The following is a 15,350-nucleotide window of genomic DNA, read 5'->3' as shown; positions in this document are numbered from 1 at the left end:
TGGGTGTGCCAGCGCAACCGGCAAAACCGGACGGCAACGGCTGGTCAGGCTGCAGGCCCGGCCAATCCCTACCATTTAATTATAAAGATGAGACTAACCATGCGTTCTTCTTTCCTGTCCCGAGCCTTTGGCGCTTCTGTCCTTGCTGCTCAGCTTGCAATGGCACCAGCCGCGTTTGCCGACGAACCCCGTCGTCCTGAATGTATTGCACCGGCGCAGCCGGGTGGTGGTTTTGACCTGACCTGCCGTCTGGCGCAGGAAGGTCTTAAACAGACCGGCGCCCTCAAGGCCCCGATGCGCATCGTGTATATGCCCGGTGGTATCGGCGCGGTCGCCTACAACAACGTGGTTGCGCAAAAACCATCTGAAGGCGGCAATATCGTGGCATTTTCCGGCGGCTCATTGCTCAATCTGGCGCAGGGCAAGTTTGGCAAGTACAACGAAAACGATGTCCGCTGGCTGGCTGCCGTGGGCACCGACTACGGGGTGGCCGTTGTACGCAATGACTCTCCCTATAAAGACCTGAAATCACTGATGCAGGCATTCAAGGACGATCCGACCAAGGTCGTGCTGGGCGCCGGCGGCACCGTTGGCAGCCAGGATTGGATGAAAGCGGCGCTGACTGCCAAGGCAGCGGGCGTGGATTACAAGAAAATGCGTTTTGTTGCCTTTGAAGGGGGTGGCGAATCCCTTACTGCACTGCGTGGCGGGCATATTCAGGCCTATATGGGCGATGCAGCAGAAGCCTTCACCATGCTCGAAGGTGGCGCGCCCATCCGAGTGCTGGCCGTATTCAACGACAAGCGTCTGGAAGGCAAGTTCAAGGACGTACCCACCGCCAAGGAACAGGGCTTTGATATTCAGTGGCCGATTATCCGTGGTTATTATGTTGGCCCCAAAGTGTCCGACGCGGATTACAACTTCTGGATTGATGCGTTCAAGAAGATGACCGCCGATCCTGGCTTTGCCAAGCTGCGCGAACAACAGGGACTGTTCCCCTTTGACAAAACCGGCCCCGAGCTGGATGCCTATATCAAGGAACGCGTTGCCGCGTACCGCGAACTGGCCGATTCCTTTGGCCTGATGAAAAAATAACAGTGCCGCCTGATCCGCTGCCGCCAGCTCTGGCCGGCAGCGGCCGGCGCTGTTGCGCCGCGCCAATCTCTGCCTGGAACTACCACCATGAATGATCGCATATTGGGGATTGTATCCCTGGGGCTTGCCATATTCCTGACCATCTTCGGCTGGAACCTGCATGCACCCGTTTCCTACGAGCCCGTAGGTCCGCGCGCCTTTCCTTTGCTTATTGCGCTGGTCATCGGCCTGTGTGGCCTGTGGCTTATCTACAAAAATGAGTTTACCGCCGAGGCCAACCCGCCCGGCGCCAACGGCCGTATTTTCCTGATGATACTGGTCGCCATGGGTTACGCATTCCTGTTTCAATGGCTCGGCTTTATTATCGCAACTGCACTTATGACCGTGCTGGTGGGTCGCCTGTTCGGCGGCGCCTGGATCAAGTGCCTGATCGGCGGCGTTGTCATGGGTGTTTTGTTTTTCCTCCTGTTCGATCGCGCGCTTGATGTGGTGCTGCCGACAGGTATTCTGGAGGGCCTGCTATGAGCGGCTTACTCGATCACTTATCTATCGGTTTCGGTGTTGCACTCACCTGGAGTAATCTGCTAATTGCTGCTGCCGGTGCTTTCCTGGGTACGCTGGTGGGCGTGCTGCCCGGCCTGGGACCCATCAACGGCGTGGCTATGCTGATTCCGCTGGCGTTTGCCATGAATTTTCCGCCTGAGTCTGCCATGATTCTGCTGGCTGCCGTCTATGTTGGCGCCGAATACGGCGGACGCATTACCTCTATTTTGCTGAACGTGCCTGGCGAAGCCAGTGCGATCATGACCACGCTTGACGGCTATCCGCTGGCGCGCCAGGGCCTGGCCAACGTTGCGCTGTCGTTGTCGGCCTGGTCTGCCTTTTGCGGCGCCATGGTGTCGGTGGTCGGCATTATGCTGCTGGCGCCGTTGCTGGCACGCTGGCCCTGGCCTTTGGCCCGCCAGAGTATTTTGTCCTGATGATTTTCTCGTTCTGCTGCCTGACCAGCCTGCTGGGTAAAAAACCGGTCAAGGGAACGCTGGCGGCCATGCTTGGTCTGGCCATTTCCGTGGTCGGCGTAGATGCGAACTCCGGGGTCTATCGCTATACATTTGACTCCGTGCACCTGGCCGATGGTATCGAGTTTGTGGTTGTCGTGATTGCGCTGTTTGCGGTGGCCGAATTGCTTGAAATGCTTGAGAAGGTCATGGGCGGACAGCACGTGGAAGTCGATTCCAGCGGCCGTAAAATGTTCAACCTGAAAGAGCTGGCCTTTACCTGGTGGAGTGTCGTGCGCAGCGCCTTTGTTGGCTTTTTCGTGGGCGTGCTGCCCGGCGCCGGCGCCAGTGTGGCCGCCGCTGTTGCCTACTCACAGGAGAAACGCATTATCGAGGGCAAGGACCCCAATGCCAAGTTCGGCAAGGGCGATATGCGCGGCCTGGTTGCACCGGAAGCGGCCGCAACCGGCTCGGCCATTGGTTCCTTTGTGCCCATGCTGACCCTGGGCGTGCCAGGTTCGGGTACGACAGCGGTAATGATGGGGGCGCTCACGCTCTATAACATTACGCCAGGCCCGGTGCTGTTCGACTCCAAGCCCGAGCTGGTGTGGGGGCTGATCGCCTCGCTGTTCATTGCCAACGTTATGTTGTTTATCATGAACGTACCAATGGTGCGAGTATTCTCCAAAGTTCTTGCTGTGCCAGGCTGGCTGTTGGTTCCGGGCATTTTGTGCATCAGCTTTATCGGGGTATATGCGATTAACGCGGGCAGTTTTGACCTGATGATGGTTGTGATAGTCGGCGTGATCGGCTACTGGCTGCGCAAGATGGAAATTCCCATGGCGCCGTTGGTGCTTGGGGTGGTGCTGGGTGACATGATGGAGCAAAACCTGCGTCGTGCCCTGTCCATTACCAATGGCGACGCCACAATCCTGGTCCAGAGCAATATTTCAATTGGTTTGTGGATCGCATCGGCAGCGGTTGTGCTGCTGCCTGTGCTGTTGCGCAAGTTCAGCAGTAAAGGCAAAAAGCTGCTGGCGCAGGCTGCAGACGACGGCGAATAAGTTGTCCTGATCGCTTTCTGTCGCAGTATATAAAAGGGCGTCCTGCAAGACGCCCCTTGTTTTTTGCAGCAGGCAAAGCGTGATGGCTGCAGGTTATTTCGTACGTGACAGGGGCCACGCCCCGTTTGCCCGAATCAATTACATTTTTGCGTAGCGCAAGGTGGTTTCCAGCGCCTGCTGCAGCAGCGGCGTGACTCTGGCCGCCTTGGCCTCGTCGTAGGCAAAGGGCCGAGACTCCTGCATATAGGCAATTTGGGTCAGTTCCAGTTGTACTGCGTGAACGCGCTCGGCCGGGTTGCCGTACTGCCGGGTGATATAGCCGCCCTTGAAACGGCCATTGGCTGCAGCGGTAAATTGCCCATCCTGTTCGATTTGTTGCGCCAGCACTGCACACAATTGCGGGTGGGCGCTTTGGTTATTGGCAGTGCCGAAGTTGAAGTCTGTCAGTTTGCCGGGAAAGAACCGGCTGATCTCGGAACGGATGGAATGCGCTTCCCATAGCACGGCAAACCCGTGTTCCTGCTTGATGCGTTGCAGCTCTGTTTGCAGCGCTGCGTGATACGGCTCCCAGAACAACTGTCGACGCCGGATCTTTTCCTGCTCTGACGGTTCACGTCCGGCCAGATAAAGCGGTTCTTTGTCAAAGGTGTCCACGGGGCATAAGCCGGTGGTGTCCTGGCCCGGATACAGATTTTCATCATCGGGCGGACGGTTCAGATCAATAATATAGCGCGAATAGACGGGTGTCAGAAAAGAGGCGCCGCCATCCCGGGCGAATCCGTACAGCCGATCCAGATGCCAGTCGGTATCGTCCACGAATCCGGCCACTTGTGTGAAGTTCGTGGCAATTTGCGGATCCAGCCGGTCCCCATGTGGGGAATGGAAATGAGCAGGGGAATAGCGCCTTGCTGCAGGGAAAAAATAGGGTCCGGCATGATTACTCCGTTTGTTCGTTCATCGCTGTTTCAGAAACCGACGGCCTGGCCATCGCGGCGGGAGTCGGATGCTGCGTAATAGCCATGCTTTGCTTTATAAATCAGCTGCGCGGAGCCAAACTCAAGGCTGTCGGCAGGCGCTACCTCTACCCGGTGTCCACGCGCCTTCAAGGTCTGGACTACGGTCTCAGGCGTATGGGCTTCCAGATACACAATAGGACCATTTTCTACGCGAAAGCGCGGCGCATCGCTCATGGCTTGCGGGTTTTGTGCGAATGCGCCCAGGCGCGCCACCATTTGCGCATGACCCTGCGCCTGCATGCTGCCGCCCATCACGCCGAATGACATCAGCGGCTCGCCATTGCGGGTAATAAATCCGGGGATAATGGTGTGCATGGGTTTTTTCTTCGGGCCGACACAGTTGGCGTGGCCTTCGCGAACGTTGAAGCCGCAGCCGCGATTATGCAAGGCAATGCCGGTGTCCGGGACAACTACGCCGGAGCCAAAGCCGTGATAATTGGACTGAATGAACGACACCATCGTGCCATCCTGGTCAGCGGCGGTCAGATAAACCGTACCGCCACTGGCGGGCATGCCGGCAGCTGGCGTGGATGCCTTTTCCATATTGATCAGACGAGCGCGTTCCTTCAGATAGGCAGGCGACAGCAGATCTGCCGTAGTCATTGTCATATGGGCAGGATCGGCAATATGTTCGTGCAGATCGGCAAACGCCAGTTTCATGGCCTCAACGCCCACATGATAAAAGTCGGGGCTGTCTAGGCCCATGGATTCAAGGTCGAACTGATCCAGGATACCCACGCCCATCAGGGCGGCAATGCCCTGGCCGTTGGGCGGAATCTCGTGCAGCGTCAGGTCACGGAAGTTGGCGCTGATGGGTTCTACCCATTCTGCTGCCGCGCTGTCCATATCGGCGGCAGTCAGATAGCCACCGGTCTGCTCGGCAAAGGCAATGATTTTTTCGGCAAGTGCACCGCGGTAGAAGCTTTCACCGCGGGTCTGGGCAATGTCCTTTAGGGTCGCGGCCTGTTCAGGAAACCTCCACAACTGGCCAGCCTTGGGGAACTGGCCCTCGGGCATAAACGCCTGGGCAAAACCGGGCTGGTCTTTGCAGGTCTCGCCCTGCGCAGCCCAGATGCGTGCAATGTTCGGTGAAACCATAAAACCCTGTTCCGCATAGCGGATGGCCGGTTCGAACAGCGCCTCAAAGGGCAGTTTACCGAATCGTTCCGACAGGGCGCGCCAGCCGGCTACCTGCGTAGGCACCGTTACCGTGCCCCAGCCCTTGCCGGGCATGGTCGGCTGGTCCTTGAACAGGTCATACGTCCATTTTTCGGGAGAGTGGCCACAAGCGCTCAATCCGTATAGTTTGCCTTCATGCCAGATTTGCACGAACAGATCGCCGCCTATGCCGTTCATGACCGGTTCCACCACTGTCAGGGCGATTGCGGTAGCCAGCGCGCTGTCGACCGCGTTGCCGCCACGGTAAAGCATGGACAGCCCGGCCTGCGCGGCTAGCGGTTGCGACGTGCTGACAACGTTGCGAGCGAAAACAGGCATTTTCTGTGAACGGTAGGGGAAGGACCAGTTTAAATCGGACATGGGAAATATTTCACTTCTGTTAATTAGAGGGAAGCAGCGCTCAAAAGAGATGCCATTTGTGTTATATCAATATGAACATGATAATCATAGCTTATTATCAAGGCAAGGCACGTCCACAAAGAAGAAACAGGGGGCCGCATTTGCGTGAACAGTCTGGTCTCGCGGCCGGCATCCATTGCAAGCGGTGGGGCGCTCGCTTGTGCCTGGTCTGCGACAGTTCCTTTGGTGATTTCCCGGACAATAGCCGGCGTGCTCGCCAAGCTGACAGATAGTATGGATAATAACTATGAACCAGACGTAACCGATATTGGAGACACAATGAGCAATTCAATTTCACAGCAGGGCAGTGACGACATCGCCTTTCACATGCATCCCTATACCAACGCGATCACGCATGCCTCACAGGGACCATTGGTGATCACCCGCGGCGATGGCATTTATGTTGAAGACGAAAATGGCAAGAAATACATCGAAGCCATGGCTGGCTTGTGGAGCGTTGCTGTCGGCTTCAGCGAGCAGCGATTGGTGGATGCAGCCATGCGTCAGATGCAGACCCTGCCGTTTTATCACTTGTTTACCCACAAAACACATGAAGCTGCAGTCCGTTTTGCCAAAACCCTGATTGACCTGGCGCCGGTGCCCATGAGCAAGGTGTTCTTTACCAATTCCGGCTCAGAAGCCAATGACACGGTCATGAAACTGCTGTGGTATCGCTCCAATGCACTGGGCCAGCCGAACAAGAAAAAGCTCATTGCACGTCATAAGGGCTATCACGGGGTCACCATCGCATCGGCCAGTCTGACCGGCCTGCCAGGCAATCATAAAGGCTTTGACCTGCCCATTGAGCGCGTGTTACATACGACATGTCCACACTATTGGCGCGAAGGCAAAGATGGCGAAACCGAAGAGGACTTTGCCACTCGCATGGCAGCCGATCTGGAGGCCTTGATCCAGAAAGAAGGCCCCGATACCATTGCGGCGTTCTTTGCTGAACCGGTCATGGGTGCGGGCGGGGTGATTGTGCCGCCAAAAACCTACTGGGAAAAAATCCAGGCCGTACTGAACAAATATGATGTGCTGCTGGTGGCCGACGAGGTCATTTGCGGGTTCGGACGCACCGGCAAAATGTTTGCCAGTGAAACCTATGACATCAAGCCCGATGTGATGGTGCTGTCCAAACAGATTTCCTCTTCGTATCAGCCGCTGTCAGCCATCTTGCTCAACAGCCGCATGTTTGATCCGATTGCAGATGAAAGCAACAAGCTGGGCGTACTGGGCCATGGTTTTACCGCCGGTGGTCATCCGGTGGCGGTAGCTGTGGGTCAGGAAAACGTGAATATCATTCGTGAAAGAAATCTTGTACAAAATGCAGCTGTGACAGGTGCACATCTGCAGCAACGGCTTGCCGGCTTGAGTGATCATCCGCTGGTGGGCGAGGTTCGCGGGGTGGGGCTGATTGCTGGCCTTGAGCTTGTGACTGACAAGGCGGCCAAAACGGCATTGGCCAGCCCCGGGCAACTGGGCACCGCTGTTGGCCGCAAGCTGCAGGAATTGGGCGTGATTACACGCAATATCGGCGATACCCTGGCATTTTGCCCGCCGCTGATCATCAACGCCGAGCAGGTGGATACGCTGGTCGACGCGGTCACGCAGGCGCTGGATGCTACCCAGCAGTCGCTCAGATCCTGAGCCTGATCCACCCGGGCTGCAAACCTGAAGGGGGTGCAGCCAGGCAAACACATTTGCAATCTTTCAGATGTGTTTGCCATGTGCAATACAATGATATGCGCCGGTTGGTGGCGGGGTCGTCGTAGGCGGGACCTGTCGCTGCATGAGTGATACTGGGAGAAGCAAGGCTTATGTCTGCAGCAACTGCGAATAACAACAACCCTCTGGTGCGTTTTAAAAACGTGCGCAAGAGTTATGATGGCAAAAACCAGGTCGTCAGGCACCTGAACCTGGATATCCGGCAAGGCGAATTTCTGACGCTGCTGGGCCCGTCCGGATCGGCAAAACCACCACGCTCATGATGCTGGCTGGTTTTGAAACACCCACCTCTGGCACCATTGAACTGGCCGGCGAGCAAATTGATAACCTGCCGCCTCACAAACGCAATATCGGTATGGTTTTCCAGAATTACGCCCTGTTTCCACACATGACGGTTCAGGAAAATGTGGCCTTTCCCCTCAAGGTGCGCAAATTCGATGCCGATACCCAGCAACAAAAAGTAAAAACGGCGCTGGCCATGGTGCAGCTCGACGGGATGGAAAAGCGTTATCCCGCGCAATTGTCTGGTGGGCAGCAGCAACGTGTGGCGCTGGCGCGGGCACTGGTTTTTGAGCCGGAGCTGGTGCTGATGGACGAACCACTGGGGGCGCTGGACAAGCAGTTGCGCGAACATATGCAACTGGAAATCAAACGGCTGCATGGCGAACTGGGTGTCACGGTGGTTTATGTGACGCACGATCAGGACGAAGCCTTGACCATGTCGGATCGTGTCGCCGTCTTCCATGATGGCATGGTCCAGCAAATCGGTTCTCCACAAGATATATATGAAACGCCCGATACCGCATTTGTCGCCGGTTTCATCGGTGAGAATAATCGTACCCATGGCACCATTACGCAGGCCGGCGTGCGCCAGGCCACCGTCAATCTCGATAGCGGCATGCAAATCCAGGGTACGCAACAATTGGGGATGAAGGTTGGTGACCGAGTGTCGGTTTCCATTCGTCCCGAACGTATTGCGCTCAATCCGGCGGAAAACTCCACGGACGTGCGCTGCCAGGGCAGGGTACAGGAAGTCATTTATCTGGGAGATCACGTTCGTGTTCGACTGGTCATCAATGGCGATCCTGATTTTGTGGTGAAGCAGCCAGTGTCGCAGGTGCGGCAAAAAATAACGGTAGGCGAGACAGTTGATCTTGGCTGGAATCACGAATTTGTGCGGCTTCTGGATCCCATCGAGAAGCCGGCGGCGGTATAACAACCATTGATATGGAGCGAGACAAATGAAAAAGACAACAATTAAAGCTGCCGTGTTGCGCACGGCAGCCATGGCCTGTCTGGGGTTGGGCATGGGCAGCGTGTATGCAGCCGATAGCCTGACACTGGTCTCCTTTGGCGGGGATAATAAAACCGCGCAGGAAAAAGCCTATTACGGCCCGTATGAAAAGGCAACGGGCACCAAGATCACGGCTGCCGAATACAATGGCGAGCAGGCCAAGATCAAGGCCATGGTAGATACCAATAGCGTCAGCTGGGATGCGGTGGAAGTTGAAAGTCCGGAACTGGTGCGCGGTTGCGAAGAAGGTTTGTTCGAGCCCATCGACTGGAGCGTGATCGGCGACAAGGCAGATTTTATCGAAGCGGCGACTGACAAGGATTGCGGCGTGGGCATGTTTGTGTGGTCTGTCGCGCTTTCCTATAATGGCGACAAATTCAAGGACAACGCCCCCAAGAGCTGGGCCGACTTCTGGGACGTGAAAAAATATCCCGGCAAGCGGGGCCTGCGCAAGGGCGCCAAGTACACACTTGAAATTGCCCTGATGGCCGATGGTGTGCCGCCCAAGGAAGTATATAAAGTACTGGCTACGCCGGAAGGGGTGGATCGCGCCTTCGCCAAGCTCGATCAGCTCAAGCCCAATATCCAGTGGTGGGAGTCCGGTGCGCAGCCTGCGCAGTATCTGGTGTCCGGTGACGTGGTCATGACCTCTGCCTATAACGGCAGGATCTCCCAGGCTGCCCGCGAAGGTAAAAACCTGAAAGTGGTCTGGGATGGCAGCGTTTACGACCTGGACTATTGGGCGATTCCCAAAGGCAGCGCCAACAAGGCAGAAACAATGAAATTCATCGCCTTTGCCAGCAAGCCTGAAACCCAGAAAGTGTATGCGGAAAATATCGCTTATGGCGCGGTCAATAAAAAGGCAATCGACCTGATCGACAAAAAATACCTGGCCGATATGCCGACGGCGCCGGACAACGAAAAGAACGCCATTGCACTGGATGTGAACTTCTGGATCGACAACGGTGTTTCTCTGGAGCAGCGTTATAACGCCTGGGTTGCCAAATAATGGGCGGGCCACGCAAGGCGCTCTGGCTGGTTATGCCGCTGTTGCTGTTTCTGCTGCTGACCTTTGTGGCGCCGATCGCTTCGTTTCTGGGCAAAAGCGTGGCCAATCCCGAGGTGGTCACGATCCTGCCGACCACCGTCAAAACACTTAACAAGTGGGAGCCGGGCACGCCGGTAAGTGAAGACATGTACCGTGCCCTGCTGATGATCTGGCCCGGGCGCGGGCCGAGCAGGCCATGGGGCCGCTGATGCAGCGGCTCAATTTCGAGCGGGCGGGGTTCCGTACGCTGATCGCCAAAACAGCACGCCGGCTGCCGTTCAAGATAGATCCGCCCAGTTTCCAGAAGGCATTCGAAGAGATCGACCCGCGCTGGTCGGACCAGGATTATTGGGGCATATTGAAAAACAATGCCCGCGCGCAAACGCCATACTATCTGCTGACCGCCCTGGATCTGAGGCAGGCTCCCGATGGCAGTATCGCTGCGGCACCGCCGGATCAGGGCATTTTCAAAGCTATTTATTTGCGCACGTTCTGGATGGCAGCCGTGGTCACCCTGGTGGCGCTGGTGCTGGCGTATCCGCTGGCCTATCTGCTGGCGCGGTTGCCCGCGCGCACCAGTAACTTGTTGATGATTCTGGTGTTGCTGCCGTTCTGGACCTCATTGCTGGTGCGTACGGCAGCCTGGATCGTGCTATTGCAAAATGGCGGTCTGATCAATCGCCTGCTGATTCAGATCGGGCTGATTGATGCGCCAATGCAATTGGTGTTCAACCGCCTGGGCGTTTATATTGCCATGGTGCACATCATGCTGCCGTTCATGATCCTGCCTTTATACAGTGTGATGAAAGGCATTTCGCCCACCTATATGCGTGCGGCGGTGTCGCTGGGCTGCCATCCCCTGCGCAGTTTCTGGGCGGTGTACTTTCCTCAAACGCTGCCTGGCATTGGCGCAGGCTGCCTGCTGGTCTTCATTACGGCAATCGGCTATTACATTACACCCGCGCTGCTGGGCGGGCCGAAAGACCAGATGATCAGCTACTTTATTGCCTTCTATACCAACGGCACCATCAACTGGGGCCTGGCCGGGGCATTGGCGGCCATGCTGCTGCTGGCGACATTAATACTGTATGCGGTCTATAGCCGGCTAAGCGGCTCCACCCGCCTGGGGGTAGCATAAATGGCGCAGGAAAATATCATTCGCACGCCGTCCGAGCGCATCTGGCGTGTGGTCCACTGGCTGCTGGCCATCCTGGTGTTGTTGTTTCTGATTGTGCCGGTGCTGGTCATTGTCCCACTGTCCTTCAATGACAGTTCCTTTCTGGTGTATCCGCTCAGTGGCTTCTCTTTGCGCTGGTATGAGAATTTTTTCCAGTCGCCTGAATGGATGCTGGGCCTGAAAAATACGCTGATCGTTGCCCCGCTGGCAACGGTCATTGCCACGGTATTGGGAACGGCGGCTGCGCTGGCACTGTATCGGGCACGTTTTCCGGGCAAAGGGCTGTTGCTGGCGCTACTGATTTCTCCCATGGTGGTTCCGGTGGTTATCCTGGGTGTCGCTGCGTATCTGTTTTTCGCGCCAATGGGCCTGGCCAATAATCTGGGCCTGCTGGTAGTCATGCATGCCGTGCTGGGCACGCCCTTTGTGCTGATCACCGTGATGGCTACGCTGGAGGGCTATGATACCAACCTGGGAAGGGCAGCAGCCAGCCTGGGCGCCCCGCCCTTGTATGTATTCCGTCGGGTCACTTTGCCGCTGATTGCGCCGGGCGTGATCTCGGGGGCGCTGTTCGCCTTTGGCACCTCGTTCGATGAGGTCGTCATGACGCTGTTCATTGCGGGGCCCGACCAGTACACCCTGCCGCGCGTCATGTTCAGCGGGATTCGCGAGAATCTGAATCCGACCATCGCTGCTGCAGCAACATTGCTGATTCTGTTCTCTGTTCTCATGCTGCTGACGCTGGAATGGCTGCGACGGCGCGCCGAACGGTTGCGTATGGCAATGCCCCAAGCGTGAACCAAATGCGTGTTGGCGGTGATCAATGGGTGCATGAGGGTGAAGCATGAAAATAAGATACATGATATTATCTTAAATAATGATAACAAAATGCTAATCTGACTGCTAACGATGCTGCGCAAATATGACTATCGCGAAATCTGTAAAAACACGGCGGCGTGGCGCCAGGCTTGAGCAGGCCATTATCCAAGTGGCCTGGGATAAACTGGTCGAGCATGGGTACACGTCGTTAACCATGGAAATGGTTGCCAGCGCAGCCCTCACCAGCCGCTCGGTGCTCGCGCGGCGCTGGACCAGTAAAGCCGCGCTGGTGATGGCGGCCATTAAATATCAGCTGTCCAGGCAGCCGCCGCAAGTGTCCGACCAGGGCGATGTACGAGTAGAACTGCTGGAGTATCTGCAGCGACTTGGCAACTTTGCGCCCATCTTCGCAACTGTGAACGCTTGCTGTCGAACGACATGTTTCGCAAGGCCTTCGCTACGCCGGAAGAGGTCAGGCGGGCGCTGAGCGCCGGCAGACCAGACAATTTGAGCGTGATTCTGGACCGTGCGGTGGCGCGCAACGAAATTGATCCGGACAAGTTGATCCCGCCCGTAAAGACGCTCTTGCGGGATCTGCTGCGTCATCATGTCATGATGCATCGGGTCGCGCCGTCCGAACAATTGCGCATCGCCTGGGTCGATTCAATTTTTCTTCCGCTGGTGCGGCGCGCCTGAACCGGAGAACTCGGTGTTGCCCGGTCCGGTTGCTAGAACCGATAGGCAACGCCAAGGGCGCCCACTGCCTGCGATTTGCGTCGGACCAGCGGGCTGTCGGCCGCGTCTCCCATGAGGCGGCTGACGCCGGCAGCCCCGGTAATGCTCCATGTTTTTGTCAGCTCATAACTGAAGCCAACCCGCAGGGACACGTCCTTGAATCCGGCCGACGGTCGGTATTCCGACAAACCGGAGCGGGCTGCCTGCTGCGCGTTAATGCCGAAGTAGCTTTTCATGTACTTGGCATTAGCCCATTCGACCGATACGCTGGGAATGACTTTAAACCGCTCCGACACGGAATAGGGATAGGAGACGCGTGCGTTGGCAATGAGCCCGCGCTCGCTTTTGCTTATTGCCTGGGTGGCCGATACCGTGAGAATCGCAGCCCAGGCGTTTGTCGATACAAAAACACGTGCACCGAGGGTATCGGATAGCTTGCCGATGCCTTCGGGCACGTCGCTTTCGCTATATCCATCCATCATGTTCAGGCCGGCGCCGATAGTCAGCTGCGGGGATTGCCAGATATTCAAGCCAAGGCCATCGCCTGAGCGCGCAAAAAAACGCCCGTACTGGGCATCCACTACGGGAAAGGGCTGCATTCGATATTCATCGGCGCCTTCATAGCGCGGGGCAATGGCTGCACCCAGGCCGAGTTTGAAATGATCGTCATCGGCGGCATGGGCGGCCGCGGCCGTCAGGCTCAATAAAGCGAACAGGATTCGGGACGGTATGTTAACGGGTAGATCGGCTTGTGCATTTGCAGGGATTGAAACGGCACGCTTCATGCTGGCTCCAGAGAGGTTGACACTTGGGTTTAAGGTTCGTGAAAGAATCTTAAATACAATCGCCGGGCTTGTCAAAGTACGTCAATGTATCTTATTTTGCCTGTCTCACATGCGAGATAGCGTGTTCGACGGGTCCGAACAGGAGCCTGCTATATATAGATAGCGAATGCGTTGGGGGGCAGAACAATGGCCTTGATCTGCAGATGGTCAATGAATGACCGGGCGGCAGCGGCCGATGCGCAGGTGAAGGCTTATGAGCGGCAGGCTGCAAACGGCTTCACTCCGGAAGTATTGAGCGGTGCCAGCCAGCGGGGCGGCCCATCACCGATGCGGCGCAGGCTATCCTTAGTGTTGTGCCCGATTAAACCTGTCACATTCGTCTTTGCCGCCCCAGCCACGCTTTTTTCGAAAAAGTTGTTGTTTTTCAAGTAGTAATTAGCCTTTTTAAGGCGTTTTGCACTTGCATCCGGTACCCAGATAGGATATATTAGAGGACTTCGTTCGTTTACGGGCGGAGAAACTATTTAAACAGATTTCAACCCAGGGTGGCGCACAAACTGATGGGCGCGGCCTGACGGGACCAAAACTGGTTATATGAATAGCATCTGGTGCTTGCTGGCCTGCCTGACGTGCTGATTTACCTTGGTGTTTATATGGGTAGATCGAAAACGAAGTGGGTCGAAATACCAGAAATGGCAAACGGGCTGTCGGGAGACCGACAGTGTATGTAACTAAGTTGGAACAGGAATAATCATGATCCAAATGCAAAGCACGCTAGACGTGGCTGATAACACCGGTGCGCGCCGTATTATGTGCATCAAGGTGTTGGGCGGCTCAAAGCGCCGTTACGCAGCCATCGGTGACATCATCAAAGTGACTGTCAAGGATGCAGCTCCGCGCGGACGCGTCAAAAAAGGCGAAATCTATAACGCGGTCGTCGTACGTACCGCCAAGGGCGTTCGTCGTAAAGACGGTTCGCTGATTCGTTTTGGTGGCAACGCAGCAGTGCTGCTGAACGCCAAACTTGAACCTATCGGTACACGTATTTTCGGGCCTGTTACGCGTGAACTGCGTACCGAGCGCTTCATGAAAATCGTGTCACTGGCACCTGAAGTGCTGTAAGGGGCAGATAGATGGAAAACATTCGTAAAGGTGACGAGGTTATCGTCCTTACCGGTCGTGATAAAAAGCGCCGCGGTGTCGTACTGGCCCGTGTTGACGCTAATTACGTCCTGGTCGAAGGCGTGAACGTTGTCAAAAAACACACTAAACCTAATCCGATGAGCAACAATCCCGGCGGCATCATTGACAAAACAATGCCTATCCACGTTTCGAACGTGGCATTGTTCAATCCTGCAACCGGCAAGGGCGATCGCGTAGGCGTCAAAGAAGTCGATGGACGTAATGTCCGTATTTTCCGTTCTAACGGCGAAGTCGTTGGCGCGAAAGCGAAAGGGGCGTAATCATGGCTCGTTTGCAAGACTTATACAACAGCAAGATCGCTGGCGAAATGAAGAAGCAGTTCGGTTACAAGAGTGATATGGAAGTGCCTCGCATTACCAAGATCACACTGAACATGGGCGTTTCTGAAGCCGTTGCTGACAAGAAAGTGATCGAACACGCTGTTTCCGACCTGACAAAAATTGCCGGTCAGAAACCTGTGATTACTAAAACCAAAAAGGCGATTGCCGGTTTTAAAATCCGTGAAAACTATCCTATCGGCTGCATGGTGACATTGCGCGGTCAGCGTATGTACGAGTTTCTGGATCGTCTGGTTACGATCGCATTGCCTCGTGTACGCGACTTCCGTGGTATCTCCGGTCGCGCGTTCGATGGTCGTGGTAACTACAACGTCGGGGTGAAAGAGCAAATCATTTTCCCTGAAATTGAGTACGACAAAATCGACGCACTGCGTGGCCTGAATATCAGTATCACAACGACAGCTAAGACAGACGAAGAAGCCAAAGCGCTGCTAACAGCCTTCAGCTTCCCGTTTCGTAACTAAGGGGCGAT

At 55.8% G+C, this 15,350-nt stretch carries 17 protein-coding genes and 2 pseudogenes; 16 read left to right on the top strand and 3 right to left on the bottom strand.

Features of this window, described 5'->3' with window-relative positions:
* The first annotated feature begins 159 nt into the window (after positions 1–159).
* The 3 genes and pseudogenes from TKWG_RS19610 to TKWG_RS19600 all read left to right on the top strand — a co-directional run bounded on the left by TKWG_RS19610 (position 160) and on the right by TKWG_RS19600 (position 3,157).
* Entirely contained in the window at positions 160–1,095 is a 936-nt protein-coding gene (locus tag TKWG_RS19610; protein ID WP_238534447.1) for a Bug family tripartite tricarboxylate transporter substrate binding protein, read from the top strand.
* Positions 1,096–1,182: 87 nt separating this feature from the next.
* On the top strand, positions 1,183–1,620 hold the full coding sequence (locus tag TKWG_RS19605; RefSeq protein ID WP_014752513.1) for a tripartite tricarboxylate transporter TctB family protein: 438 nt from the start codon (positions 1,183–1,185) through the stop codon (positions 1,618–1,620).
* Positions 1,617–3,157, top strand: a pseudogene (locus TKWG_RS19600) (tripartite tricarboxylate transporter permease). Before TKWG_RS19605 ends, TKWG_RS19600 begins: the two are co-directional and overlap by 4 nt.
* A gap of 138 nt (positions 3,158–3,295) precedes the next feature.
* Here the strand turns inward: TKWG_RS19600 and hutG are convergent.
* Positions 3,296–4,092: pseudogene (hutG, locus tag TKWG_RS19595) on the bottom strand (N-formylglutamate deformylase).
* 30 nt (positions 4,093–4,122) lie between these two features.
* Positions 4,123–5,712 (bottom strand): gamma-glutamyltransferase family protein, encoded by a 1,590-nt coding sequence (locus tag TKWG_RS19590; RefSeq protein ID WP_014752511.1) that lies wholly within the window; start codon positions 5,710–5,712, stop codon positions 4,123–4,125.
* A gap of 318 nt (positions 5,713–6,030) precedes the next feature.
* Between TKWG_RS19590 and TKWG_RS19585 the strand changes: the two genes are divergently transcribed.
* From TKWG_RS19585 to TKWG_RS24170, 9 genes are all read left to right on the top strand, one after another.
* On the top strand, positions 6,031–7,401 hold the full coding sequence (locus tag TKWG_RS19585; protein WP_041710497.1) for an aspartate aminotransferase family protein: 1,371 nt from the start codon (positions 6,031–6,033) through the stop codon (positions 7,399–7,401).
* A 170-nt stretch (positions 7,402–7,571) separates the two neighbouring features.
* Entirely contained in the window at positions 7,572–7,742 is a 171-nt protein-coding gene (locus tag TKWG_RS27420; protein ID WP_014752509.1) for a spermidine/putrescine ABC transporter ATPase, read from the top strand.
* Positions 7,739–8,695 carry an ABC transporter ATP-binding protein gene (locus tag TKWG_RS19580; RefSeq protein WP_014752508.1) on the top strand — a complete coding sequence of 319 codons (957 nt, stop codon included), beginning with the start codon at positions 7,739–7,741 and terminating at the stop codon, positions 8,693–8,695. The genes TKWG_RS27420 and TKWG_RS19580 overlap by 4 nt, the downstream gene beginning before the upstream one ends.
* A 25-nt stretch (positions 8,696–8,720) precedes the next feature.
* Positions 8,721–9,782 carry an ABC transporter substrate-binding protein gene (locus TKWG_RS19575; protein WP_014752507.1) on the top strand — a complete coding sequence of 354 codons (1,062 nt, stop codon included), beginning with the start codon at positions 8,721–8,723 and terminating at the stop codon, positions 9,780–9,782.
* Positions 9,782–10,030 carry a hypothetical protein gene (locus TKWG_RS24180; protein WP_014752506.1) on the top strand — a complete coding sequence of 83 codons (249 nt, stop codon included), beginning with the start codon at positions 9,782–9,784 and terminating at the stop codon, positions 10,028–10,030. Before TKWG_RS19575 ends, TKWG_RS24180 begins: the two co-directional genes overlap by 1 nt.
* Positions 10,018–10,959, top strand: coding sequence for an ABC transporter permease (locus TKWG_RS19570; RefSeq protein WP_014752505.1), 942 nt, complete (start codon positions 10,018–10,020; stop codon positions 10,957–10,959). Before TKWG_RS24180 ends, TKWG_RS19570 begins: the two co-directional genes overlap by 13 nt.
* Positions 10,960–11,796 (top strand): ABC transporter permease, encoded by an 837-nt coding sequence (locus TKWG_RS19565; RefSeq protein WP_014752504.1) that lies wholly within the window; start codon positions 10,960–10,962, stop codon positions 11,794–11,796.
* Positions 11,797–11,920: 124 nt separating this feature from the next.
* Complete coding sequence (locus TKWG_RS24175) at positions 11,921–12,304, top strand: TetR/AcrR family transcriptional regulator (protein WP_202947741.1); 384 nt, start codon at positions 11,921–11,923, stop codon at positions 12,302–12,304.
* Entirely contained in the window at positions 12,241–12,513 is a 273-nt protein-coding gene (locus TKWG_RS24170; RefSeq protein WP_238534257.1) for a TetR/AcrR family transcriptional regulator C-terminal ligand-binding domain-containing protein, read from the top strand. The genes TKWG_RS24175 and TKWG_RS24170 overlap by 64 nt, the downstream gene beginning before the upstream one ends.
* Positions 12,514–12,545: 32 nt before the next feature.
* Here TKWG_RS24170 and TKWG_RS19555 read toward each other — a convergent pair whose 3' ends face one another.
* The gene (locus tag TKWG_RS19555; RefSeq protein ID WP_014752501.1) at positions 12,546–13,337 is read right to left on the bottom strand and encodes a MipA/OmpV family protein; all 792 of its coding nucleotides are present in this window, start codon (positions 13,335–13,337) and stop codon (positions 12,546–12,548) included.
* A gap of 210 nt (positions 13,338–13,547) precedes the next feature.
* On the opposite strand from TKWG_RS19555, the gene TKWG_RS19550 reads away from it, so the two are divergent.
* The 4 genes from TKWG_RS19550 to rplE all read left to right on the top strand — a co-directional run bounded on the left by TKWG_RS19550 (position 13,548) and on the right by rplE (position 15,342).
* Positions 13,548–13,769, top strand: a complete 222-nt coding sequence (locus TKWG_RS19550; protein ID WP_014752500.1) for a hypothetical protein — start codon at positions 13,548–13,550, stop codon at positions 13,767–13,769.
* Between the two features lie 321 nt (positions 13,770–14,090).
* Positions 14,091–14,459, top strand: coding sequence for a 50S ribosomal protein L14 (gene rplN / locus TKWG_RS19545; protein ID WP_014752499.1), 369 nt, complete (start codon positions 14,091–14,093; stop codon positions 14,457–14,459).
* Between the two features lie 11 nt (positions 14,460–14,470).
* Entirely contained in the window at positions 14,471–14,800 is a 330-nt protein-coding gene (gene rplX / locus TKWG_RS19540) for a 50S ribosomal protein L24 (RefSeq protein WP_014752498.1), read from the top strand.
* A gap of 2 nt (positions 14,801–14,802) precedes the next feature.
* Complete coding sequence (gene rplE, locus TKWG_RS19535) at positions 14,803–15,342, top strand: 50S ribosomal protein L5 (RefSeq protein ID WP_014752497.1); 540 nt, start codon at positions 14,803–14,805, stop codon at positions 15,340–15,342.
* Positions 15,343–15,350 lie beyond the last annotated feature (8 nt).

This window comes from Advenella kashmirensis WT001 (genome assembly GCF_000219915.2).
Classification (GTDB): domain Bacteria; phylum Pseudomonadota; class Gammaproteobacteria; order Burkholderiales; family Burkholderiaceae_B; genus Advenella; species Advenella kashmirensis.
The sequence above is the reverse complement of the archived record's forward strand: the minus strand, read 5'-3'. Positions and strand labels throughout refer to the sequence as shown.